22 protein-coding genes are annotated in these 22,290 nt (G+C 68.8%); 15 read left to right on the top strand and 7 right to left on the bottom strand.

Annotated features, from left to right (window positions below):
- Positions 1–139 precede the first annotated feature (139 nt).
- Genes truA through def form a run of 3 tightly spaced genes read right to left on the bottom strand, consistent with a single transcriptional unit; the run spans position 140 to position 2,399 of the window.
- The gene (gene truA / locus ACOQOP_RS20350; RefSeq protein ID WP_420563643.1) at positions 140–895 is read right to left on the bottom strand and encodes a tRNA pseudouridine(38-40) synthase TruA; all 756 of its coding nucleotides are present in this window, start codon (positions 893–895) and stop codon (positions 140–142) included.
- A 4-nt stretch (positions 896–899) separates the two neighbouring features.
- Complete coding sequence (gene fmt / locus ACOQOP_RS20345; RefSeq protein ID WP_420563642.1) at positions 900–1,850, bottom strand: methionyl-tRNA formyltransferase; 951 nt, start codon at positions 1,848–1,850, stop codon at positions 900–902.
- Positions 1,851–1,871: 21 nt separating this feature from the next.
- Entirely contained in the window at positions 1,872–2,399 is a 528-nt protein-coding gene (def, locus tag ACOQOP_RS20340) for a peptide deformylase (protein WP_420563641.1), read from the bottom strand.
- A gap of 130 nt (positions 2,400–2,529) precedes the next feature.
- Between def and ACOQOP_RS20335 the strand changes: the two genes are divergently transcribed.
- Positions 2,530–3,699, top strand: coding sequence for a DNA recombination protein RmuC (locus tag ACOQOP_RS20335; protein ID WP_420563640.1), 1,170 nt, complete (start codon positions 2,530–2,532; stop codon positions 3,697–3,699).
- A gap of 7 nt (positions 3,700–3,706) precedes the next feature.
- Here the strand turns inward: ACOQOP_RS20335 and ACOQOP_RS20330 are convergent, their stop codons facing one another.
- Positions 3,707–4,576 carry a prephenate dehydratase gene (locus tag ACOQOP_RS20330; RefSeq protein ID WP_420563639.1) on the bottom strand — a complete coding sequence of 290 codons (870 nt, stop codon included), beginning with the start codon at positions 4,574–4,576 and terminating at the stop codon, positions 3,707–3,709.
- Positions 4,577–4,578: 2 nt separating this feature from the next.
- On the bottom strand, positions 4,579–5,325 hold the full coding sequence (locus tag ACOQOP_RS20325) for a 3-deoxy-manno-octulosonate cytidylyltransferase (RefSeq protein ID WP_420563638.1): 747 nt from the start codon (positions 5,323–5,325) through the stop codon (positions 4,579–4,581).
- Between the two features lie 267 nt (positions 5,326–5,592).
- On the opposite strand from ACOQOP_RS20325, the gene ACOQOP_RS20320 reads away from it, so the two are divergent.
- The 6 genes from ACOQOP_RS20320 to ACOQOP_RS20295 all read left to right on the top strand — a co-directional run bounded on the left by ACOQOP_RS20320 (position 5,593) and on the right by ACOQOP_RS20295 (position 12,811).
- Complete coding sequence (locus tag ACOQOP_RS20320; protein WP_420563637.1) at positions 5,593–6,195, top strand: c-type cytochrome; 603 nt, start codon at positions 5,593–5,595, stop codon at positions 6,193–6,195.
- Between the two features lie 22 nt (positions 6,196–6,217).
- Positions 6,218–6,997 (top strand): inositol monophosphatase family protein, encoded by a 780-nt coding sequence (locus ACOQOP_RS20315; RefSeq protein ID WP_420563636.1) that lies wholly within the window; start codon positions 6,218–6,220, stop codon positions 6,995–6,997.
- A 115-nt stretch (positions 6,998–7,112) separates the two neighbouring features.
- On the top strand, positions 7,113–8,969 hold the full coding sequence (locus ACOQOP_RS20310; RefSeq protein ID WP_420563635.1) for an extracellular solute-binding protein: 1,857 nt from the start codon (positions 7,113–7,115) through the stop codon (positions 8,967–8,969).
- A 40-nt stretch (positions 8,970–9,009) separates the two neighbouring features.
- Positions 9,010–10,095, top strand: coding sequence for a microcin C ABC transporter permease YejB (locus ACOQOP_RS20305; protein WP_420563634.1), 1,086 nt, complete (start codon positions 9,010–9,012; stop codon positions 10,093–10,095).
- Positions 10,092–11,168, top strand: a complete 1,077-nt coding sequence (locus tag ACOQOP_RS20300; RefSeq protein WP_420563633.1) for an ABC transporter permease — start codon at positions 10,092–10,094, stop codon at positions 11,166–11,168. The genes ACOQOP_RS20305 and ACOQOP_RS20300 overlap by 4 nt, the downstream gene beginning before the upstream one ends.
- Entirely contained in the window at positions 11,165–12,811 is a 1,647-nt protein-coding gene (locus tag ACOQOP_RS20295) for an ABC transporter ATP-binding protein (protein ID WP_420563632.1), read from the top strand. Before ACOQOP_RS20300 ends, ACOQOP_RS20295 begins: the two co-directional genes overlap by 4 nt.
- Here the strand turns inward: ACOQOP_RS20295 and mutY are convergent.
- A complete protein-coding gene (gene mutY, locus ACOQOP_RS20290; protein WP_420563631.1) occupies positions 12,808–13,884 on the bottom strand; it encodes an A/G-specific adenine glycosylase in 1,077 nt (358 codons plus the stop codon). The genes ACOQOP_RS20295 and mutY overlap by 4 nt on opposite strands.
- Positions 13,885–13,955: 71 nt before the next feature.
- Between mutY and ACOQOP_RS20285 the strand changes: the two genes are divergently transcribed.
- From ACOQOP_RS20285 to atpF, 8 genes are all read left to right on the top strand, one after another.
- Positions 13,956–14,480, top strand: a complete 525-nt coding sequence (locus ACOQOP_RS20285; RefSeq protein WP_420563630.1) for a DUF721 domain-containing protein — start codon at positions 13,956–13,958, stop codon at positions 14,478–14,480.
- 166 nt (positions 14,481–14,646) lie between these two features.
- Entirely contained in the window at positions 14,647–15,210 is a 564-nt protein-coding gene (locus tag ACOQOP_RS20280) for a thioredoxin domain-containing protein (RefSeq protein WP_420563629.1), read from the top strand.
- A 24-nt stretch (positions 15,211–15,234) separates the two neighbouring features.
- Positions 15,235–18,702, top strand: coding sequence for an AAA family ATPase (locus ACOQOP_RS20275; protein ID WP_420563628.1), 3,468 nt, complete (start codon positions 15,235–15,237; stop codon positions 18,700–18,702).
- Positions 18,703–18,903: 201 nt separating this feature from the next.
- The gene (locus ACOQOP_RS20270; RefSeq protein ID WP_420563627.1) at positions 18,904–19,299 is read left to right on the top strand and encodes an AtpZ/AtpI family protein; all 396 of its coding nucleotides are present in this window, start codon (positions 18,904–18,906) and stop codon (positions 19,297–19,299) included.
- Positions 19,300–19,302: 3 nt separating this feature from the next.
- Complete coding sequence (locus ACOQOP_RS20265; RefSeq protein ID WP_028795787.1) at positions 19,303–20,028, top strand: F0F1 ATP synthase subunit A; 726 nt, start codon at positions 19,303–19,305, stop codon at positions 20,026–20,028.
- 63 nt (positions 20,029–20,091) lie between these two features.
- Entirely contained in the window at positions 20,092–20,316 is a 225-nt protein-coding gene (locus ACOQOP_RS20260; RefSeq protein ID WP_028795788.1) for an ATP synthase subunit C family protein, read from the top strand.
- 60 nt (positions 20,317–20,376) lie between these two features.
- On the top strand, positions 20,377–20,985 hold the full coding sequence (locus ACOQOP_RS20255) for a F0F1 ATP synthase subunit B' (protein WP_420563626.1): 609 nt from the start codon (positions 20,377–20,379) through the stop codon (positions 20,983–20,985).
- On the top strand, positions 20,985–21,467 hold the full coding sequence (atpF, locus tag ACOQOP_RS20250) for a F0F1 ATP synthase subunit B (RefSeq protein ID WP_420563625.1): 483 nt from the start codon (positions 20,985–20,987) through the stop codon (positions 21,465–21,467). Before ACOQOP_RS20255 ends, atpF begins: the two co-directional genes overlap by 1 nt.
- A gap of 84 nt (positions 21,468–21,551) precedes the next feature.
- Here the strand turns inward: atpF and ACOQOP_RS20245 are convergent, their stop codons facing one another.
- Positions 21,552–22,208 (bottom strand): GntR family transcriptional regulator, encoded by a 657-nt coding sequence (locus tag ACOQOP_RS20245; RefSeq protein ID WP_420566553.1) that lies wholly within the window; start codon positions 22,206–22,208, stop codon positions 21,552–21,554.
- Positions 22,209–22,290: the final 82 nt, after the last annotated feature.

Here is a 22,290-nt window from a genome sequence, read left to right as displayed (position 1 = left end):
GTTTTGAAATTTCCCCGTCGTCCTGACGCAAGTCAGGACCATGCCTCCAACGCCGCCGCAGGGTCCCGGGCAACCCCCGGATCAGTCCCGGATTAAATCCGGGACGGGGTCTCCCGGGATGACGAGTGTGGGGAGGTTGTCAGACCCCGTCCGGATACCCAACGCCCGTCAGATACAGCCCGTCCGCCGGCGCGGTCGGCCCGGCGGCGGCGCGGTGACGGGCGGCCAGCGCCTCCGACACGTCGTCCGCACTCCACTTGCCCTCGCCCACCAGCTTCAGGGTGCCGACCATGTTGCGCACCTGATGGTGCAGGAACGACCGCGACCGGGCGATGGCGACGATCCGGTGCTCGCCCTCGCGGAAGATGTCGAGCTGGTCCAGCGTCTTCTCCGCCGAGGCCGACTGGCACTGGGTGGCGCGGAAGCTGGTGAAGTCGTGATGACCGACCAGCCGCTGGGCGGCCGCGTGCATCGCCTCCACATCCAGCGGCGTCGCCACATGCCAGACCCGGCCCTGGTCGATCGCCGGCGGGGCGCGCCGGTTCAGGATCTCGTAGCGATAGCGCCGCTCGTTGGCGGAGAACCGGGCGTGGAAATCGTCCGCCGCCGCCTCGGCCGCCACCACCGCGATCGGCTCGGGGCGGATCAGGGCGTTGATCGCCTTCATCACCGTGCGGGCGTCGAACTTGTGGCTCGCCAGCTCGATATGGGCGACCTGGCCGGTGGCATGCACGCCCTTGTCGGTGCGCCCCGCCCCCGCGACCTCCACGCGCTCCCGGGAGAAGGCGAAGACCGCGTCCTCCAGGCATTCCTGGACCGTGGGCCCGTCGGCCTGGCGCTGCCAGCCGATATAGGGCCGGCCGTCATACTCGATTGTCAGCTTGAAGCGCGGCACGGCGTCACCCGGTCAGGACGGTCCCCAGGGGGATCTGGAAGCCGCGCAGGAAGGATGGCACGTCCATCGGCCCCTTGCCCGGCCGCTGCACCCGAGTCGGCCGGAACGCCCCGTCGGCGCAGGAGATCGTCAGCTCCGGATCCAGTACCGTGCCGGGAAGGTTGGAGATCGGTCCGATCTCGAAGGCCTCGGCCGCCAGCACCTTGATGCGGGTGCCATCGTGCTCGAAGAAGGCGCCCGGCCAGGGGTCGAAGGCGCGGACCAGCCGCTCCAGTTCCACCGCCGGGCGGCGGAAGTCGAGCCGGCCTTCGTCGCGTTCCAGCTTCTTGGCGTAGGTCACGCCCTCCTCCGGCTGCGGCGTGCCGGTCAAGGCACCCTGCGCCAGGCCGGCGACCGCCGGGACGAGCAGCTCCGCGCCGAGCAGGCTGAGCTGGTCGTGCAGGTTCTGCCCGGTGGTCTCGGCGGTGATCGGTACCGACCGGCTGAGCAGCATGTCGCCGGTATCGAGCCCCACATCCATCTGCATGATGGTGACGCCGGTCTCGGCATCGCCCGCCAGGATGGCGCGCTGGATGGGCGCGGCCCCGCGCCAGCGCGGCAGCAGGGAGGCATGGACGTTGATGCAGCCGAGCCGGGGCGCTTCGAGGATCTCCCTGGGCAGGATCAGCCCATAGGCGGCGACCACGGCGACGTCGAGATCGAGGGCCGCGAACTCGGCCTGCTCCTGGGGTCCGCGCAGGCTGCGCGGGGTGCGCACGGGAATGCCGAGCTCGATCGCCGCCTCGTCCACCGGGGTCAGCCGCTCCTTCTGGCCGCGTCCGGCCGGGCGCGGCGGCTGGGCATAGACGCAGACCACCTCGTGGCCGGCTTCCACGAGGGCGCGCAGGCTGGGAACCGCGAAGTCGGGGCTGCCCATGAAGGCGATGCGAAGCGGGCTGGTGTCCGTCGCTGTCATGACCGTCGCGCCATGGCGGGCTCAGGCCGCCTCTTCACGCGCCCGGACCTTCTTCGCCTTGACCATCTTCTTCAGGAACATGTTCCGCTTGAGGGCGGAGAGATGATCGACAAAGAGGACGCCGTCGATATGGTCGATCTCGTGCTGCAGGCAGATCGCCAGCAGGCCGTCAGCCTCGAGTTCCTGCTGGGCGCCGTCGCGGTCGAGATAGCGGACCTTCACCGCCACCGGACGCTCCACGTCGGCATAGAGATCGGGCAGCGAGAGACAGCCCTCTTCATGGGGCGCGGTCTCGTCCGACTTCCAGACGATCTCCGGATTGGCGAGGCAGAGCGGGGCGTTCGGCTCGTCCTTCTCGGACACGTCGACGACGATCACCCGCTTGGTCACGCCGATCTGCGGGGCCGCCAGGCCGATGCCGGGTGCGGCGTACATGGTGTCCAGCATATCGTCCATGAGCGTGCGGATCTCGTCGTCCACCGCGGGCACCGGAGTGCACTTGGTTTTCAGAACGGGATCGGGTGCCCAGATGATCGGCCGCTTCGCCATGTCGGTATGTCCGGTCGATTCGCCAGTGTCGGAATGCGGTGGAGTTAGGGGAACTGCGTGAAATCGTCAAGAAACCGATGGTTTGCGCATCCGGCGCACACGGGCCTGCCCGGCGTGCTAGCGTGAGAACATGACAGGAACCGACATTCTCCTCCTCGCCCTGATCGCCGCCGTTCTCGGCCTGGCGGTCGTCCTTCTGCTGCGCCAACGCGGCGGCTCCGGCCTTGAGGAATCGCTGGCCGAGCGCGACCGGCGGCAGGCGGAGCTGACCGAAAAGCTGTCGGCCAGTCAGGAGCAGCTTTCCGGCCGCCTCGCCCAGATCGCCGAGAGCCAGGCCGCCTCCCAGGCCCGTATGGCGGAAGCCCTGCAGGTGCAGGAACGCGAAATCGCCAAGAAGCTGGAGGAGCGTCTGGCCGACGTGACCAAGCGGATCGGCGAGGGCCTGGAGAAATCGTCCAAGTCGACCGAAGCGACGATGGGCGACCTGAAGGAGCGGCTGGCCGTCATCGACCGGGCGCAGAAGAACATCACCGAGCTGTCGACGCAGGTGGACGGGTTGCAGTCCATCCTGTCGAACAAGCAGGCGCGCGGGGCGTTCGGCGAGATCCAGCTCAACGACCTCGTCACCCAGGCCCTGCCGCCCAGCGCCTACAGCTTCCAGGCGACGGTCGGCGGCAACCGCCGGGTCGACTGCCTGCTGACCCTGCCGAACCCGCCGGGCGCCATCGCCATCGACGCCAAGTTCCCGCTGGAGGCCTATCACGTGCTCCAGGCGGCGGCGACGGACGAGGAGCGCGCGGCCGCCCGCCGGCGTCTGGCCCAGGAGGTCGGCGTGCATGTGCGGGCGATCGCCGAGAAATACATCGTGCCGGGCGAGACGGCGGAATCCGCGCTGATGTTCCTGCCCTCGGAAGCGGTCTATGCCGAGCTGCACGCGAACCTGCCGGGCGTGGTGCAGGACGCCTTCCGCCGCCGGGTCTGGATCGTGTCGCCGACCACCCTGATGGCGACCCTGAACACGGTGCGCGCGGTGTTGAAGGACGCCTCCATGCGCGAGCAGGCCCATGTGATCCAGGCGGAGGTCGGCAAGCTCCTGGACGACGTGACGCGACTGGACGACCGGGTCAGCAAGCTCGACCGGCATTTCGCCCAAGCCACCGACGACATCCGCCAGATCCGGATCTCCACCGACAAGGTGACGAAGCGCAGCGAGCGGATTCAGGAGATCGAGCTGGAACAGCCGGGGGCGATTACGGATGCCGCCCCCACGCCGCCGAGGCTGGCGGCCGTGGAGGATTGAGGCCGCCTCAATCCCCCTCGGGCCGCGCGGCACTCGCTCGGAACGGGCTCATCGGGTAGGTGCCGAGGATCCGCACCGCATCCGGCGGGCAGAAGAACTTCAGCTCCTCCAGCGCCAGGGCCATGTGCCGTTCCTCCGGATGGCCCTCCGCGTCGACATAGAACTGGGCGGCCTCGAACGACCCCCCGACCAGGTAGCTTTCCAGCTTGGTCAGGTTGATGCCGTTGGTCGCAAACCCGCCCAGTGCCTTGTACAGGGCGGCGGGCACGCTGCGGACCCGGAAGACGATGGTCGTCACCACCTTCTCGGTGCTCACCGGCGGCAGCTTCGGCGCGCGGGACATCACCAGGAAGCGGGTGGTGTTATGGGCGAAGTCCTCGACCGAGTCGGCCAGGATCTCCAGTCCGTAGACCTCCGCCGCCAAGGACGACGCGATGGCGGCAATCGAGGGGTCGTTCCACGCGGCCACGTCCTTGGCCGCCCCGGCATTGTCGGCGTGCTGCATGCGCTTCAGGCCGTATTTTTGGATCAGCTTGCGGCACTGGGCCAGACCCTGGGGATGGGCGTGGACTTCCTTCAACCCTTCCAGAGTGGCGCCCTTGAGGCCCAGCAGCATGTGGTTCACCCGCTGGAAATGCTCGCCGATGATGAACAGGCCGGACTCGGGAAGCAGATGGTGGATGTCGGCGACGCGGCCGGCGACCGAATTCTCCACCGGCACCATGGCGAGATCCGCCGAGCCTTCCTGCACCGCCGACAGCATGTCCTCGAAGCTGTAGCAGGGCATCGGCGCGTGATCCGGGGCCGCGGCCACGCAGGCGAGGTGCGAGTAGGCGCCGGGCTGCCCCTGATAGGCGACTTTCGGCTGGTCGGTCATCGTTACTCTCCGGAAGGGGCAAGCAGGGCGCGGGCCTGGTCGAGCTGGCGCTGGGTGTCGACGCCGAGCGGGATTGTCTCCACCCGGGCGACCTCGATCCGCATACCGGCCTCCAGGGCGCGGAGCTGCTCCAGCCGCTCGCGGATCTCCAGCGGCGACGGCGGCAGGGTCACGAACCGGTCGAGGGCGGCCCGGCGGTAGCTGTACAGGCCGATATGGTGGAACACCTCGCCCTCGCCCCAGGGGACGGGATGCTTGGAGAAATACAGCGCGCGGCCGAACAGGCCGTCCGGCTCCCAGGCGGTCGCGACCTTGTTGACGCCCGAGGCGGGGTCCAGGTCGTCCGGCTCGTTGATGGCGCAGGCGGCGGTACCCCAGTCGGCGTCGGGCATGCGGGTCAGCGCCTCGATCGTGGCGCGCACCGTCTTGGTCTCCAGCACCGGCAGGTCGCCCTGGATGTTGACGATCACGTCATGCTTTCCGTCCGGATCGATCTTCCCCAGCGCCTGGTGGATGCGGTCGGTGCCCGACGGCAGGGCCGGGTCGGTCATCACCGCGCGTCCGCCCGCATCCGTGATCGCATCGGCGATCGCCTGGTCGCCGGCGGCGACGACCACGGGACCGGCATCGGCCTCCAGCGCGCGGCGCAGGACCTGGACGATCATCGGCACGCCGTGAATATCGGCCAGCGGCTTGTTCGGCAGGCGGGACGAGGCCAGCCGGGCGGGGATCATCAGGATCGGGTTCATGCGGGCCAAAGGCTCCTGTTCTGCGGCTCCGGAAGCGGCCCGGACCCGCGTTTGCGGCGATATGCCACGCGAGGCTGCGGTGATACGCCGATCGCGCAGAGTTGCGCAAGCGCGCGGGGATAGGGTAAGTCGTGTTCCGCGTGAACCGGCAGGGGCCGGAGGCTCGGCCGTCCGGTCGACAGTCTTCGTCCCCGCAAGTATGGTACCGCGCAGGTTTTCGCGGGACCCGGCGCGGGTCCGGGTGGGATACGAAGAGGGCTGAACACCATGGCGACGTCGCTCGAGGGCAACAAGATCATCGCAGGCATCCTGTGCGCAGGCCTGCTGGCGATGGTGACCGGTAAGATCGCGGACGCGCTTGTCCATCCGAACACCCTGGAAGAGAACGCGTTCAAGATCGAGGTCGCCGAGGGCGCCTCGTCCCAGACCGCCGCTCCGGCCGGCCCCGAGCCGGTCGAACCGATCCTGGGTCTGCTGGCCAGTGCCGATGTCGCGGCCGGCGAGAGCCAGACCAAGAAGTGCGCGGCCTGCCACACCTTCGAGAGCGGCGGCGCCAACAAGGTCGGCCCCAACCTCTACGGCATCGTGATGGCCGACAAGGGCCATCTGGACAGCTTCTCCTACTCTGATGCGCTGGCGAACTTCTCGGACCCGGCGACCTGGACCTATTCGTCGCTGAACAAGTTCCTGCACAAGCCGAAGGACTACATCCCCGGCACGAAGATGAACTTCGCGGGTCTCAGCAAGGCCTCCGACCGGGCGGACCTGATCGCCTATCTGCGCACCCTCGCCGACTCGCCGGCCCCGCTGCCGACCGACGAGGAGATCCAGAAGGCCGAGGAAGAGTTCAAGGCGGCGTCCGGCGGCTGATCCCGTCGTCCGGGGTCCCGGCATGAGCGACTTCACTCTCGACGCGGCGGCGGCCTTCGCCGCCGAACTCGCCGATGCGGCCCGTCCGATCATTGCCGAATATTTCCGCACCGGCGTCGTCGTCGACATCAAGGCCGACGACAGCCCGGTGACCATCGCCGACCGCAGCGTCGAGAAGGCCCTGCGCGCGCTGATCGAGGCCCGCTTCCCCGATCACGGCATCGCCGGCGAGGAGTTCGGCCCGAAGAACCTGGACGCCGAGTATGTCTGGTCCCTCGACCCGATCGACGGGACCAAGGCCTTCATCACCGGCCGGCCGACCTTCGGCACCCTGATCGGCCTGCTGCGCCGGGGCCAGCCGGTGCTGGGACTGATCGACTGCCCGATCCTGAACGAGCGCTGGATCGGCGGCCCGGATGTCGGGACCACCCTGAACGGCGGCCCGCTCCTGACCTCGGTCCACAAGCCGCTGAACAAGGCGATCCTGACCGCCACCTCGCCGGACATGTTCAGCCCGGTCGAGGCACCGCGCTTCGCCGCCCTGAAGGAGGCCTGCGGGCTGACCCTGTTCAGCGGCGACTGCCACAATTTCGGCCTGCTGGCCCTCGGCACCATCGATCTGGTCGTCGAATCCAGCCTCAGCGACTACGACTATCTCGCCCCGGCCGCCGTGGTAAGCGGTGCGGGCGGCGTGCTGACCGACTGGACCGGCGCGCCGGTGACCCTCGGCTCGACCACGCGCATCGTCGCGGCCCGCGACCCGGCCCTGCACGCGGCTGCCGTCGCCATTCTCTCCGCCTGACCGGCCTGGCGATCGAACGGGCGACGCTCGACTTTATCCGTCGAACTGCCATGTTTCCGCCAAGAGCTTGATGTTAATCATGGGCAACGCACTGCCCATCGGGAGAGCCAGATCGATGACGATAGCCCGTTTCGCCGCCGTCCCCTTGGCCATCCTCGCCGCGCTTGTCGGATTGTCGGCCCTTCCGGCGGCGGCTCAGGACTACACCGCGCCGCCACGGCACGGTCTCGCGATCCACGGCGATCTGAAATACGGGCCCGACTTCAAGCATCTGGACTACGTCAATCCCGACGCGCCGCGGGGCGGCCTGCTGACGATGGAGGCGAGCGGCACCTTCGACAGCTTCAATCCCTTCATCATCCGCGGCACGCCGGCGGCCGGCATCGGCCTGATCTACGACACGCTGCTGGAATCGACCTTCGACGAGGCGTCGAGCGAATATGCCCGCCTCGCCGAGAGCGTGGAGATGCCGGAGGACCGGAGCTGGGTCGCGTTCAACCTGAACCCGGCCGCCCGATGGCATGACGGCGAGCCGGTGACCGCCGAGGACGTGGTCTGGACCTTCACCATGCTGGTCGAGAAGGGCGCGCCGTTCTACGCCGCCTATTACGGCGACGTGGCCAGCGTGGAAGCCGTGACCGACCGCCGGGTGCTGTTCAAGTTCAACGACGGCGTGGTCAACCGCGAGCTGCCGGTCATCCTCGGCCAGCTTTATGTCCTGCCCAAGCACTGGTGGGCCGACCGCGACTTCTCCGCCCCGCTCACCGAACCGCCGCTCGGCTCCGGCCCGTACCGGGTCGCCGGCTTCGAGTTCGGCCGGTCGGAGACCTACGAGCGGGTGGAGGACTATTGGGCCGACGACGTCCCGGTGATGGTCGGCCGCTACAACTGGGGCACCGTCCGCTACGAGTATTTCCGCGACCGCGACGTCGCCACCGAGGCGTTCAAGGCCGGTGCCTTCGACTTCCGCCAGGAGAACTCCTCCAAGCGCTGGGCCACCGCCTACGACTTCCCGGCCCGCGACGCCGGCATGGTGGTCAAGGAGGAGTTGCCGCACGACCGTGGCGCCGGGATGCAGGGCTATGTGATGAACATCCGCCGGCCGGTCTTCGCCGACCGGGCCGTGCGCCACGCGGTCAACCTCGCCTTCGATTTCGAATGGACCAACAAGGCGCTGCTGTACGACGCCTATGCCCGCACCGAGAGCTACTTCGCCAATACCGACCTCGCCTCCTCCGGATTGCCGAGCGAGGCGGAGCTCGAGCTGCTGGAACCGCTGCGCGATCAGATCCCGCCGGAGGTCTTCACCGAGGAATTCGACATCCCCAGCACCGACGGCTCGGGCAACAACCGGGCGAACCTGCGGGAAGGCCTGGAGATCCTGCGCGATGCCGGCTGGAGCCTGCAGGACGGGGTGATGACCAATGCCGAAGGGCAGAAGCTCGAGTTCGAGATCCTGCTGGCGAGCGCCGCCTCGGAGCGGTTCACCCTGCCCTTCGCCAAGAACCTGGAGCGGCTCGGCATCAACGCCACCGTGCGCACCGTCGACCCGGTGCAGTACCAGAACCGGCTGCGCGACTTCGATTTCGACATGACCATCGGCGTCTTCCCGCAGTCGCTGTCGCCGGGCAACGAGCAGATCGATTTCTGGGGATCCTCGCGCGCCGACGATCCGGGCTCGCGCAACATCATCGGCATCGCCAATCCGGCCGTCGACGCGCTGGTGCGCGCGGTGGTGACGGCCAAGGACCGCGACGCCCTGATCACCGCGACCCGCGCCCTCGACCGGGTCCTGCTCTGGAACTACTACGTGGTGCCGCACTTCCACAGCCGGACCGACAAGATCGTGTACTGGAACCGCTTCGGCCGGCCGGAGATCAAGCCGTCGCACACCACCGGCTTCTCCGACACCTGGTGGGTGGATCCCGAGAAGGATGCGGCCGTGCGCAACTGGAAGCGCCGTGCCAATTGACCCCCGGCCCCTCGATCCCGGTCCCTGACGGAGCCCCGCCGTGACCGCGTATATCTTCCGGCGCCTGCTGCTGATGATCCCGACCCTGTTCGCGATCATGGTGCTGAACTTCGTGATCGTGCAGTTCGCCCCCGGCGGGCCGATCGATCAGGTCATCGCCCAGATGCAGGGCATCAACACCGACGCCACCGCCCGGGTGTCCGGCACCGGCAGCGGCGACACCGCCCAGTCCTCCGGCGACGGCACCAGCCGGGGCGCGCGCGGCGTCGACCCCGAGCTGATCGAGCGGCTGGAGCGGCAGTTCGGCTTCGACAAGCCGCTGCATGAGCGCTTCATCCAGATGCTGGTCAGCTACGCGACCTTCGATTTCGGCGAGAGCTTCTTCAAGAGCGGCTCGGTGATCGAACTGATCCTGGACAAGATGCCGGTCTCGATCTCGCTCGGCCTGTGGACCACCCTGCTGGTCTATCTGATCTCGATCCCGCTGGGGGTGCGCAAGGCGGTGCGCGACGGCACGCCCTTCGACGTGTGGACCAGCGGCGTCGTGATCGTCGGCTACGCTATCCCGGGGTTCCTGTTCGCCGTGCTGCTGGTCGTGCTGTTCGCCGGCGGCAGCTATTTCCAGTGGTTCCCGCTGCGCGGCCTGGTCTCCGACAACTGGTCGGAGCTGTCCCTGTGGGGCAAGGTCGTCGACTACGCCTGGCACATGGTCCTGCCGGTCACCGCGATGGTGGTGGGCGGCTTCGCCAGCCTGACCATGCTGACCAAGAACTCCTTCCTGGAGGAGATCAACAAGCAGTACGTCATGACCGCCAAGGCCAAGGGCCTGTCGGAGCGGGCGGTGCTGTACGGCCACGTGTTCCGCAATGCCATGCTGATCGTGATCGCCGGCTTCCCCTCGGCCTTCGTCAGCATCCTGTTCACCGGCGCGCTGTTCATCGAGATCATCTTCTCGCTCGACGGGCTCGGCCTGCTCGGCTTCGAGGCGGCGCTGAGCCGCGACTATCCGCTGATGTTCGCCACCGTCTACATCTTCACCCTGCTCGGCCTGCTGCTGAACCTGCTGGGCGACCTGATGTACGTGATCATCGACCCGCGCATCGACTTCGAGGCGAGGGCGGCATGAGCGTGGCGGAGACGACGGCGCGTCCGATACCGCGGGTGATGGGCATCCGGGTCTCGCCGCTGAACCGGCGGCGCTGGGAGAATTTCCGGCGCAACGGACGCGGCTTCTGGAGCCTCTGGATCTTCCTGCTGCTGTTCGTGATCAGCCTGTTCGCCGAGGTGATCGCCAACGACAAGCCGGTGCTGGTCTCCTATGACGGCGGCCTCTACATGCCGATCTTCGCCGAATATCCCGAGACCACCTTCGGCGGCGACTTTCCGACCGAGGCCGAATACCGCGACCCCTTCGTCGCCGAGCTGATCAACGAGAAGGGGTTCATGATCTGGCCGCTGATCCCCTTCGCCTATGACACGGTGGACCTGGATCTCGGCAGCTCGGCACCGACGCCGCCCGACGCCCGTCATTGGCTCGGTACCGACGACCAGGCCCGCGACGTGGTCGCCCGGGTGATCTACGGCTTCCGCATCTCGGTCCTGTTCGGCGTGGCGCTGACGATCTTCGCCTCGGTCATCGGCATCGCCGCCGGCGCGGTCCAGGGCTTCTATGGCGGCTGGATCGACCTGTTGTTCCAGCGCTTCATCGAGATCTGGGGCGGGATGCCCTTCATCTACATCCTGATCATCCTGTCGGCGCTGATCGTGCCCGGCTTCTGGACTCTGCTGTTCCTGCTGCTGCTGTTCCAGTGGACCAGCCTGGTCGGGGTGGTGCGCGCGGAGTTCCTGCGCGCCCGCAATTTCGACTTCGTGCGCGCCGCCAGAGCGCTCGGCGTCAGCGACCGGGTGATCATGGTGCGCCATGTGCTGCCCAACGCCATGGTGGCCACCCTGACCTTCCTGCCCTTCATCCTGAACGGGTCGATCACCGCGCTGACCGGGCTCGACTTCCTGGGCTTCGGCCTGCCGCCGGGCTCGCCGTCCCTGGGCGAGCTGCTCAGCCAGGGCAAGAACAACTTCCAGGCCCCGTGGCTCGGCCTGACCGCCTTCTTCACGCTCGCCGTGATGCTCAGCCTGTTGATCTTCGTCGGCGAGGCGGTGCGCGACGCCTTCGACCCGCGAAAGACCTTCACGTCATGACCGAGACGACGGCCACCCCCCTGCTGCGGGTCCGCGACCTGTCGGTGAGCTTCGGGCGCAACGAGCCGGCCGTGCGCGGCGTCTCCTTCGACATCGCCAAGGGCGAGACCCTGGCCCTGGTCGGCGAATCCGGCTCCGGCAAGTCGGTGACGGCGCTGTCGACCGTCCGCCTGCTGCCCTATCCGCTGGCCCATCACGGCGAGACCTCCAGCGTGACCTGGAAGGACGAGGAGCTGATGGGCGCCGACGAGCGCACCCTGATGCGGATCCGCGGCAACGAGATCGCCATGATCTTCCAGGAGCCGATGACCTCGCTGAATCCGCTGCACACAGTGGAAAAGCAGATCGGCGAGATCCTGGAACTGCACAAGGGCCTGAAGGGCGACGCTGCCCGCGCCCGGACCCTCGAACTGCTCGACCTGGTCGGCATCAGGGATCCGGAGAGTCGGCTCGCCTCCTACCCGCACCAGCTCTCCGGCGGGCAGCGCCAGCGCGTCATGATCGCCATGGCGCTGGCCAACGAACCCGACCTGCTGATCGCCGACGAGCCGACCACCGCCCTGGACGTGACCATCCAGGCGCAGATCCTGGCCCTGCTCGATCGGCTGCGCCGGGAACTGGGCATGGCCGTGCTGCTGATCACCCATGACCTGGGCATCGTGCGCAAGGTGTCCGACCGGGTCTGCGTGATGACCGACGGCGAGATCGTCGAGCATGGCCCCACCGAGCAGGTCTTCACCGATCCGCAGCACGCCTATACCCGCAAGCTGCTGGCGGCCGAGCCGAAGGGATCGCCCCAGCCGGTGGCGGAGCGGGCGAAGATCGTGCTCCAGGCCTCCGACGTGCGGGTCTGGTTCCCGATTCAGCGCGGCTTCCTCAAACGCACCGTCGGCCACGTGAAGGCGGTCGATGGCGTGACGGTGGGTGTCAAGGAGGGCGAGACCGTCGGCATCGTCGGCGAGTCCGGCTCCGGCAAGACGACGCTCGCCATGGCGATCCTGCGGCTGACCGCCTGCACCGGCCGCGTCACCTTCCTCGGCCGCGAGGTCCAGGGCATGGGCAAGCGCGAGCTGCGCTCCCTGCGCCGGGACATGCAGATCGTCTTCCAGGACCCCTATGGCAGCCTGTCGCCCCGCCTCTCGGTCGCCGAGATCGTCGGCGAGGGGATGGGGGTGCACGACCTCTCCGAACTCGGGCTGAAGAGCGAGGAGGACAAGGCGCGGCGGATCGACGAGGTGCTGCGCGAGGTCGGGCTCGACCCGGCCATGCGCGACCGCTATCCGCACGAGTTCTCCGGCGGCCAGCGCCAGCGCATCTCGATCGCCCGCGCCATGGTCCTGCGCCCGAAACTAGTGGTGCTGGACGAGCCGACCTCGGCGCTCGACATGAGCGTGCAGGCCCAGATCGTCGAGCTGCTGCGCGACCTGCAGCAGAAGCACGGGCTGGCCTATCTGTTCATCAGCCACGACCTGAAGGTGGTCCGCGCCATGTCGCACCGGGTCTATGTGATGCGCGACGGCATGGTGGTCGAGCACGGGCCCACGGCCCAGGTGATGGACGCCCCGAAACGCGACTACACCAAGGCCCTGATGGCCGCCGCCTTCGACCTCGAGGCGCGCGAGGACGGGGCGGTCCGGACCTAACCTACATGCCCCATCGCATGGCGGACGACCTTGGCCATGACCGTGGGCAGGGCGGCGTCGCCCAGCCGGTCGACCGGCCACCAGCGGGCATCGGCGACCGTCGGCCCGCGCTCAACCCGGCCGGCCAGCACCGTCAGCTCCAGATGGAAATGGGTGAAGGTGTGCCGCACCATCCCCGGCAACGCGCGCCAGGATACCCCGGCCACCGGCGCATGATCGTGAACCGCCACCGTTTCCGCCTCTTCAATCCAGGGCGAGGACGGCACCTCCTGCATGCCGCCGAGCAGCCCGCTCTCCGGACGGCGGCGCAGCAGGATCGCGCCGTCAGCATCGACCAGGAAGAAACAGGTGCCGCGCCGGGTTGGCTTGGCCTTCTTCGGCGTCTTGGCCGGCAGATCCTCCGCCACGCCCTCGACTCGGGCCACGCAGGCATCCGACCAGGGGCAGGTCAGGCATTTCGGCTTGCGCGGGGTGCAGACGGTCGCGCCCAAATCCATGATCGCCTGGGCGTAATCGCCTGCCCGCTCCATCGGGGTGATCTGAGCGGCCAGGGCCTTCAGCTTGGGCTTGGCGCCCGGCAGCGGGTCGGTGACCAGGCGCAGGCGGGCGATCACCCGCTCCACATTGCCGTCGAGGATCGTCGCCGGCCGGTCGAAGGCGATCGACGCGATGGCGGCGGCGGTGTAGTCGCCCACCCCCGGCAGGGTCTTCAGCCCCTCCTCGGTGTCGGGAAACCGGCCCCCGTGTTCCATAGCCACCACGCCGGCGCAGCGGTGCAGGTTGCGCGCCCTGGCGTAGTAGCCGAGCCCGGCCCATTCGGTCAGCACATCGTCCAGATCGGCCGCCGCGAGCGAGTCGACCGACGGCCATCGCGCGGTGAAGCGTTGGAAATAGGGACCGACCGTCGCCACCGTGGTCTGCTGCAGCATGATCTCGCTCAGCCAGACCCGGTACGGGTCGGCCAGCTCGCCCGGCTCGGCCCGCCAGGGCAGCCGGCGGCGATGCCGGTCGTACCAGGCGAGCAGGCGGCGGGCGAGGTCGGGCGAGGAGATCGGAGCGGCGGTGCGTGTCATCGCCGGAGAAGATAGCGTGTGACGGCGTCGGTGCCATATGTATGGATGAGGTGTCGCAAAGGAGGGCCGCGATGGCGGAGGACAAGACAGAGGGAGTCGCGAAGGTGCGCCGCGGCGGCCTGCGGGCCCTGTCCTATCTGGCGCCCGGCCTGACCGACCCGCTGTTCCGCAAGCGCGGCTTCGTGGAGGGACGCATCCCCCGGGACTGGGCGCAGATCGTCGGCGCCGACCTGGCGCAGTGCTGCGCGCCCGAGTCGCTCAGCTTTCCGCGCGGCAGGCGCGACGGCGCCACCCTGAAGATCGTTGCCCTGCCGGGCAGCGCGCTGGAAATCCAGCACCTCGCACCACAGATCATCGAACGGGTGAACGGGCATTTCGGCTGGGCCGCGGTGGCCCGCATGACGATCCGCCAGGGCGTTCTGCCCAGGCCGCCGAAATCCCGGCGACCGACCTTGCGTCCCCTGGCGGAACGCGAGAAAACCGCCATCCGGGAGCGGGTGGTCGGCGTGCACGATCCGGACCTGCGGGACCGGCTGCGGGCCCTGGGCGAGGCGGTCACCGCCCGCGCGGCGGCCCGATCGAGCGACGGGACATGAGAGAGGGCCGGAAAATGGCCGCAATCCAACCTTAGTCGAGAAACTTGCCGGGGCGAAGAGACTCGGCGTATTGTCATCAACATCTGGTGCGCGGGAGCGGAACATGCATCGCAGAACACTAAATCTTGGGATCCTTGGTCTGGCTGGGGGTCTTGTCGGGACGGCGATGGTCCCGTCCATTGCCCGCGCGGCCGTCGAGGTCGACGTGGCGGCGGCGGAGACTCCGCGCGTGCTCGGCGACCCGGACGCGCCCCTGACGATGATCGAATATTCCTCGCTCACCTGCCCGCATTGCGCCTCGTTCCACGCCAAGGCCTACAAGCCGATCGTCGAGACCTACGTCGATACCGGCCGCATGAAGTTCGAGATGCGTGACTTCCCGCTCGACCAGTACGCGCTGCGCGCCTCGGCCATGGCCCGGGCGATCGACGGCAAGCCGTATTTCGCGCTGATCGACATGCTGTTCAAGCAGCAGTCCACCTGGACCCGGGCGGAGAACCCGATCGACGCGCTGAAGAAGATCGGCCGGCTCGCCGGCATCAGTGCGGAGACCGCCGACGCCTACATGACCAGCGACGCGCTGCTCGACTCGATCCTGAACGGCCGGATCGCCGCGCAGAAGACCTACGACGTCAACTCGACCCCGACCTTCGTGATCGGCGACGAGGTGATCCGCGGCGCGGAGCCGTTCGAGACCTTCCAGAAGGTGATCGAGGCCAAGCTCGCCTAACCCCCGTCTCGGAGACCCACCACGGTGCATTTCAGCAAACTGCGTCTGACCGGGTTCAAGTCCTTCGTCGAGCCGACCGAGCTGCTCATCGAGGAAGGGCTGACCGGCGTGGTGGGTCCGAACGGCTGCGGCAAGTCCAACCTTGTCGAGGCCCTGCGCTGGGTCATGGGCGAGACCTCCGCCAAACAGATGCGCGGCGGCGGCATGGACGACGTGATCTTCGGCGGCACCGAGCAGCGCCCGGCCCGCAACATGGCCGAGGTCGGGCTGTACGTCGCCAATGACGACCGCCGGGCCCCCGCCCAGTTCAATTCGGCCGACGAGCTGGAGGTGGTCCGCCGGATCGAGCGCGAGAAGGGCTCCCATTACCGGGTGAACGGCAAGGACGTCCGGGCGCGCGACGTCCAGCTCCTGTTCGCCGACGCGGCCACCGGCGCGCGCTCCGCCGGTCTGGTCAGCCAGGGCAAGATCGGCAGCATCGTCCAGGCCAAGGCGTCGGACCGCCGCGCCCTGCTGGAGGAGGCCGCCAATATCCGCGGCCTGCATACCCGCCGGCACGAGGCGGAGCTGCGGCTGCGCGCGGCCGAGCAGAACCTGGAACGGCTGGACGACGTGCTGAAGGCCCTGGAGGGCCAGCGTGCCGCCCTGCGCCGGCAGGCACGGCAGGCCCAGCGCTATCGCGAGCTGAGCGAGAAGATCCGCCAGGCCGAGTCCATCGTGCTGCATGCCCGCTGGACCCACACCATGGAGGAACGGCGCAAGGCCGGTGCCGCGCTGGCCGCCGCCCGTGACAAGGTGACGGCGCTCACCCAGGAAGCCGCCGCCGCCAGCGCGGCCCAGACCGATTCGGCCGCCAGCCTGCCCGGCCTGCGCCAGAGCGAGGCGGAGGCCTCGGCCGAGCTGCAGCACCTGACCGTCACCCGCAGCGAGCTGGACGCCGAGGAGCGGCGGATCGCCACCGCCCGCAGCGAGGCGGAGACCCGCCTGCGCCAGATCGCCGACGACGTGGCCCGCGAGAAGACCCTGGTGGAGGAGGCCGCGTCCTCGCTGGCCCGGCTGATCGGCGAGCGCGACGCCCTGGTCGCCGCCGGCGAGGGTGAGGCGGAGGCGCAGGAGGCCAGCGGTGCCGCCCTGACCAAGGCGAACCGCGACGCCGAGGAGGCCGAGGAGGCGGTCCACAAGACCACCGAGGCCATCGCCGTCGCCGATGCCCGCCGCGCCGCCCTGGAGCGCCAGCTTCGCCAGGCGGAGGAGCGGATCGCCCGGCTCGACCGCCAGCAGGCCGACCTCGCCGAACGCCGGGCCGACCTGATCCGCCAGGCCGTGCCGGAGGAGGAACGCACCGCCGCCGACCAGGCGGTGACGGAAGCCGCGACCGCGGCGGAAGCGGCCGAGGCCGGCATCCCGGCGGCCCAGGAGGCACGCGACGCCGCCCAGGAGGCGGAGAAGGCCGCCCGCGCCGCCGCCCGGGAGCTGGAAGCGGCCGTCTCCGAGCTCGATACGGAGGCGACCGGCCTGCGCCGCCTGCTGATGCAGGCCAAGAGCGACGCAGCCCCCATCGTCGACGACGTCACCGTGGCGCCCGGCTACGAGACCGCCCTGGGTGCAGCGCTGGGCGACGACCTGGAGGCCCCGGCCCTCGACGCCAGCGCGTCGCCGACCACCGGCGGCTGGCGCGAAGGCGCCGATGCCTCCGCAGCGGACTGGCCGGCCGGGATCGAGCCGCTCGCCCCGCAGGTGACCGCTCCCGCAGCCCTCGCCGCCCGTCTCGCCCGCACCGGGATCGCCGCCGACCCGGCCGCCGCCGCCGCGGCCCAGACCTCGCTGGCCCCCGGGATGCGGATCGTGACCCGCGAGGGCGGCATGTGGCGCTGGGACGGGTTCGTGCAAACCCCGGGCGCGCCCAGTGCCGCCGCCATCCGCCTGGAGCGGCGCAACCGCCTGACCGACCTCGACCGCCAGCTCGCCGAGCGGCGGGGCGCTTTGGATGTCTCCCGGTCGCAAGCCGAACACGCCGCTGAGAAACTGGCCGAGGCAGAGGAGGCGGTGGAGACCGCCCGCCGCGCCCGCAACGCCGCCTCCGACGCCCTGTCCAAGGCGAAATCGGCCGCCGCCGAGATCGAATCCCGGGTCGCCGCCGTCGACACCAAGCTGGCCGCCCTGGACGACGGTGCGGCCCGGCTTGCGAGCGAACGCGAGGAGGCGGTCGCCACCCAGAGTCAGGCGGCCGAGGAACTGAAGACCCTGCCGGACGTGGAGGCCCTCCGTGCGGAATCCGCCCGGCTGCGGGCCGCCCTGTCCGAACGCCGCGCCGAACTGGTGGAGGCCCGCACCGAGCATGACCGGCTGGTCCGCGAGGCCGAGGCGCGGCGCACCCGGCTGTCCGGCACCGAGGGCGAGATCCGGTCCTGGGAGCAGCGGCGCGAGCGGGCCGACACGCGCCTTACGGATCTCGACACCCGCCGCCAGGGCGAGGAGGCGGAGATCGCCCGCCTCGCCTCGCGGCCGGAAGAGATCGCGGCCGAGCGCGAGAAGGTCGTCGCCCTGATCGAGACCGCCGAGGCCAAGCGCCGGCAGGCGGCCGACGCCCTGGTCTCCGCCGAGAGCCGCCAGACCGAGCTGGACCGGGTGGCCAAGGAAGCCGAACGCAATGCCGGCGAGGCCCGCGAGGCGCTGATCCGGGCCGAATCCCAGCTCGAGCAGATCAACCAGACCCTGCGGGTCGAGCGCGAGCGGATCCAGGAGCGACTGGACTGCGCGCCGGACGAGATCCTGGCCAGGGCCGGCATCGATCCCGAAGCTCCCCTGCCCGACGCGGAACAGACCCAGCGGAGCCTCGACCGGCTGACCGGCGAGCGCGAGGCGCTGGGCCCGGTCAACCTGCGGGCCGAGACCGAGCTGGAGGAACTGACCGAGCAGATCGAGGGCATGGAACGCGAGCGCGACGACCTGATCGGCGCGATCCAGCGGCTGCGCAGTGCCATCGCTGCCCTTAACAAGGAAGGCCGCGAGCGGCTGCTGGCCGCCTTCAACCTGGTGAACGGCCATTTCCAGACCCTGTTCCGGCGGCTGTTCGGCGGCGGCGAGGCGCATCTGAAGCTGACCGAGGCCGACGACCCGCTGGAGGCCGGGCTGGAGATCATGGCCAGCCCGCCGGGCAAGAAGATGCAGCACCTGTCCCTGCTGTCCGGCGGCGAGCAGGCGCTGACCGCGGCCGCCCTGGTCTTCGCGGTGTTCCTGACCAACCCCTCGCCGATCTGCGTGCTGGACGAGGTGGACGCGCCGCTGGACGACACCAACGTCGACCGGTTCTGCTCGCTGCTGCAGGACATCGTGAAGGAGACCGGCACCCGGTTCCTGGTGATCACCCACCACCGCATGACCATGGCGCGCATGGACCGGTTGTTCGGCGTGACCATGGCGGAACGGGGCGTCAGCCAGCTCGTCTCCGTCGATCTGGCCCGCGCGGAGCGGCTGCGCGACGCCGGCTGAAAACAGCCGTCAGATTTTTTATTTATAATCAATTGCTTGCCAGACGTTTCGCAGTGCGGTCGCGGCCTTGACACCCCACAGGCCCCTGCGTATGGTGGCGCCGCTTCGCTGGGGGTCCGGCAAGCACGGGATTCGTCGCGTCCATGGGTGCGCCGGGGTCCGGATCAACCGTAAGCGGAGCCCGTCTTCCGGGTCTGGGGAATGGACGACAAGAACTCCCCTCCTTCGCTCGACAGCCTTGCCGACCGCGTCAAGCGGGCGCGAGGCGGCGGGAAAGGGTCGCTGAACAAGGATCTGGAGCCGGGTCTGCCGAAAAGCGCGATCGGTATCGCCTTCCGCGTCGGCGTCGAGCTGGTGGCCGGTGTCGTGGTGGGGGCGGCGATTGGATACGGGCTCGATCAATGGCTGGGGACTACACCCTGGATGTTGATCGTGTTCTTCTTTCTTGGGGCCGCGGGCGGGATGATGAACGTCTACCGCGCGGCCACCGGTCAGGGTCTGTCGGTGGGCTACACCAAGGACCAGGATGGGGTTGGCCCGAAAGGGTCGCAGCAATCGGACGGCGGATCGCCGGACGGCGGAAACAAAGAGGGGTAGCAGGTGGCGTCTCCGGTCGAGCAGTTCCAGATCAAGACCATTGGCCCGGAGCTCCATGTCGCGGGCATGGACATCTCCTTCACCAATTCGGCTCTGTTCATGATCCTGGCGACCTTCGTGGTCGGCGTGTTCCTGACCCAGTCGATGAGCGGTCGCCACCTGGTCCCGACGCGGATCCAGTCGCTGGCGGAGCTGTCCTACGAGTTCATCGCCAACATGGTGCGCGAGAATGTCGGTCCGGAAGGCCGGCCGTATTTCCCGTTCATCTTCTCGCTGTTCATGTTCATCCTGGTCGGCAACCTGCTGGGCATGATCCCGTACAGCTACACCTTCACCAGCCAGATCATCGTGACCTTCGCCATGGCGATCACGATCTTCGTGGCGATCACGATCGTCGCGCTGATCAAGCACGGCTTCCACTTCTTCACGTTCTTCTTCCCGTCGGGCGCGCCGGTCTACATGGCCCCGCTGCTGATCCCGATCGAGATCCTGTCCTACCTGTCGCGCCCGGTGAGCCTGTCGGTGCGACTGTTCGCGAACATGATGGCCGGCCACACCATGATGAAGGTGTTCGGCGGCTTCGTCGTCGCCCTCGGGGTGTTCGGCGTGGCACCGCTGCTGGTCCTGGTCGCCCTGACCGGCTTCGAGATCCTCGTCGCCGTGCTGCAGGCCTATGTGTTCACGATCCTCACCTGCATCTATCTCTACGACGCGATCCATCTGCACTGATCGGTCCCGTCGCGAGACATCAACCCAGCCTCTAACCTCCCAACGAACGGAAGGATAAGACCCATGGAACTCGAAGCCGCCAAGATGATCGGAGCCGGTCTTGCCGTCATCGCCCTGATGGGCGTCGGTGTCGGTATCGGCAACATCTTCTCGACCCTGATCGCTTCGATCGCCCGTAACCCGGCGGCCCGCGGCGAAGTCTTCGGCATCGGCATTCTGGGCTTCGCCCTGACGGAAGCCGTCGCGCTGTTCGCGCTGCTGATCGCGTTCCTCATCCTGTTCACCTGATCCGGTTCGGGTGCCTGCCATTGGGCCGGCACCCTCGACCCCCGTCAGGAGGATGACGACATGATCGCCAACAGCGTGACCCGCTGGTCTCGGCGCATCGGCCTCGCAGCCGCCATGGCGGTTGCAGCCGTGCCGTCCTGGGCGCAGACGGACGCCCATGGTGGCGGAGGCGGCGGTCTGCCGCAGCTCGATGCCACGACCTACCCGACCCAGATCTTCTGGCTGTTCGTCAGCTTTATCCTGCTCTACGTCATCATGTCGAAGGTCGCGATTCCGCGCATCGCCGACGTGCTGGAAGAGCGGCAGGAGCGGATCGAGGACGACATCGAGACCGCCGACCGCCTGCGCGGCGAGGCGGAAGCGGTGAAGGCCGAGTACGAGAAGGCTGTCGCCGACGCCCGGTCCCAGGCCCATGACCTTGTCCGCAAGGCCATGGACGAGATCGCCGCGTCCCACGCCACGGCCGAGGCCGAGGCCGCCAAGAAGACCGCCGAGACCACCAAGGCCGCCGAGGCCCGTATCGCCGAGCAGCGTACCGAGGCTCTGGAGAGCCTGAAGTCCGTGGCCAGCGAAGCCGCCGCCGAGGCGACGGTGAAGCTGACCGGCATCAAGGTGAGCGACGCCAAGGTCGGCAAGGCGGTCGAGGCCGCGATGCAGGGAGGCGCCTGATGTTCAGCGATCCGACATTCTGGGTTGCCGTCTCCTTTGTCCTGTTCCTGGCCCTCGCCTACTGGAAGGGCTGGCGCCCGATCGTCGCCGGCCTCGACAAGCGGGCCGAGGAGATCAAGCGCAAGCTCGACGAGGCCCAGGCGCTCCGCGAGGAGGCCCAGGCCGCGAAGGCGGACTACCAGCGCCGCCAGCGCGACGCCCTGCAGGAGGCCGAGGCCATCCTGGAGCACGCCAAGAGCGAGGCCGTGCGGATGCGCGAGGAGGCCGAGGCGAAGCTGGAGCAGTCCCTCGCCCGCCGCGAGCAGGTCGCCATGGAGAAGATCCAGGCCGCCGAGGCCAAGGCGCTGCAGGAGGTCCGGGCTCAGATGGTCGACCTCGCCGTCGCCGCGACCCGGCGCCTGATCGAGGACAACATGGACGCCGCGACCCAGAAGAAGCTGGTCGCCGACGCCATCGAGGAGATCCCGACCCGCCTCCAGTAACGGAGCGGCCCGTCGGGGCACTCAGACACGACACGGAATACGGCCCGCGGATCCTTCCCGGGCCGTTTTCTTTTGGGGGGTCTGCTACTCGGCCTCGACCTTGGTCTTCTGGCCGTCGAACATCAGCCGCAGGCGGGCCCGCTGGGCCTCGCGGATGTGGTAGCGGGCCGCCGCCTCGGCCCGGGCCTGGTCCCGCGCCTCGATCGCCTCCAGCACCTCCTGGTGCTCCTGCCGCGCCGTGCCTGAGCGGCCGGTCAGCGACAGGGTGGTCATGCCCAGCAGCGCCATCGCGTCGCTCAGCACGTTCAGGGTCTTCAGCAGGTAGCGGTTATGCGCCGCCCTATACAGGGTCCCGTGGAACTGCCGGTTATGGGCCGCCAGTGCCCGAGGATCGCCGTCGCCCGGATCGGCGGCGATCAGGTCGCGCAGCAGGGTGATCTCCGCCTCCGAGGCGTGGCGGGCCGCGAGCCCGGCGGCCGTGCCCTCCAGCACCTCGCGCATCTGGTAGAGTTCCATCACCGCTTGGTGATCCAGTTCGGCGATGACCATGCCGCGATAGGGCACGAAGGTGAGCAGCCCGTCCGCCTCCAGGCGCCGCAGCGCCTCGCGCACGGGCGTGCGGCTGACCTCCAGCCGCTTCGCCATCTCGATCTCGCGGATACGTTCGCCCGGCTTCAGCTCGCCAGCCTGAATCGCCTGCCGCAGGCGGTGGTAGGCCCACTCGCCCCGCGATTCGGCAATCGACGGCCCGGCAGCGGTACCGCCGCCGGGCGCTTTGCCTGCTCGATCAGGCTTTTTCGGACCCCGCGCCATGGCGGGAGTA

This window comes from Thalassobaculum sp. (genome assembly GCF_965223715.1).
In the GTDB taxonomy this organism is placed as follows: Bacteria; Pseudomonadota; Alphaproteobacteria; order Thalassobaculales; family Thalassobaculaceae; genus Thalassobaculum.
This window is presented reverse-complemented; position numbering and strand designations above follow the sequence as displayed.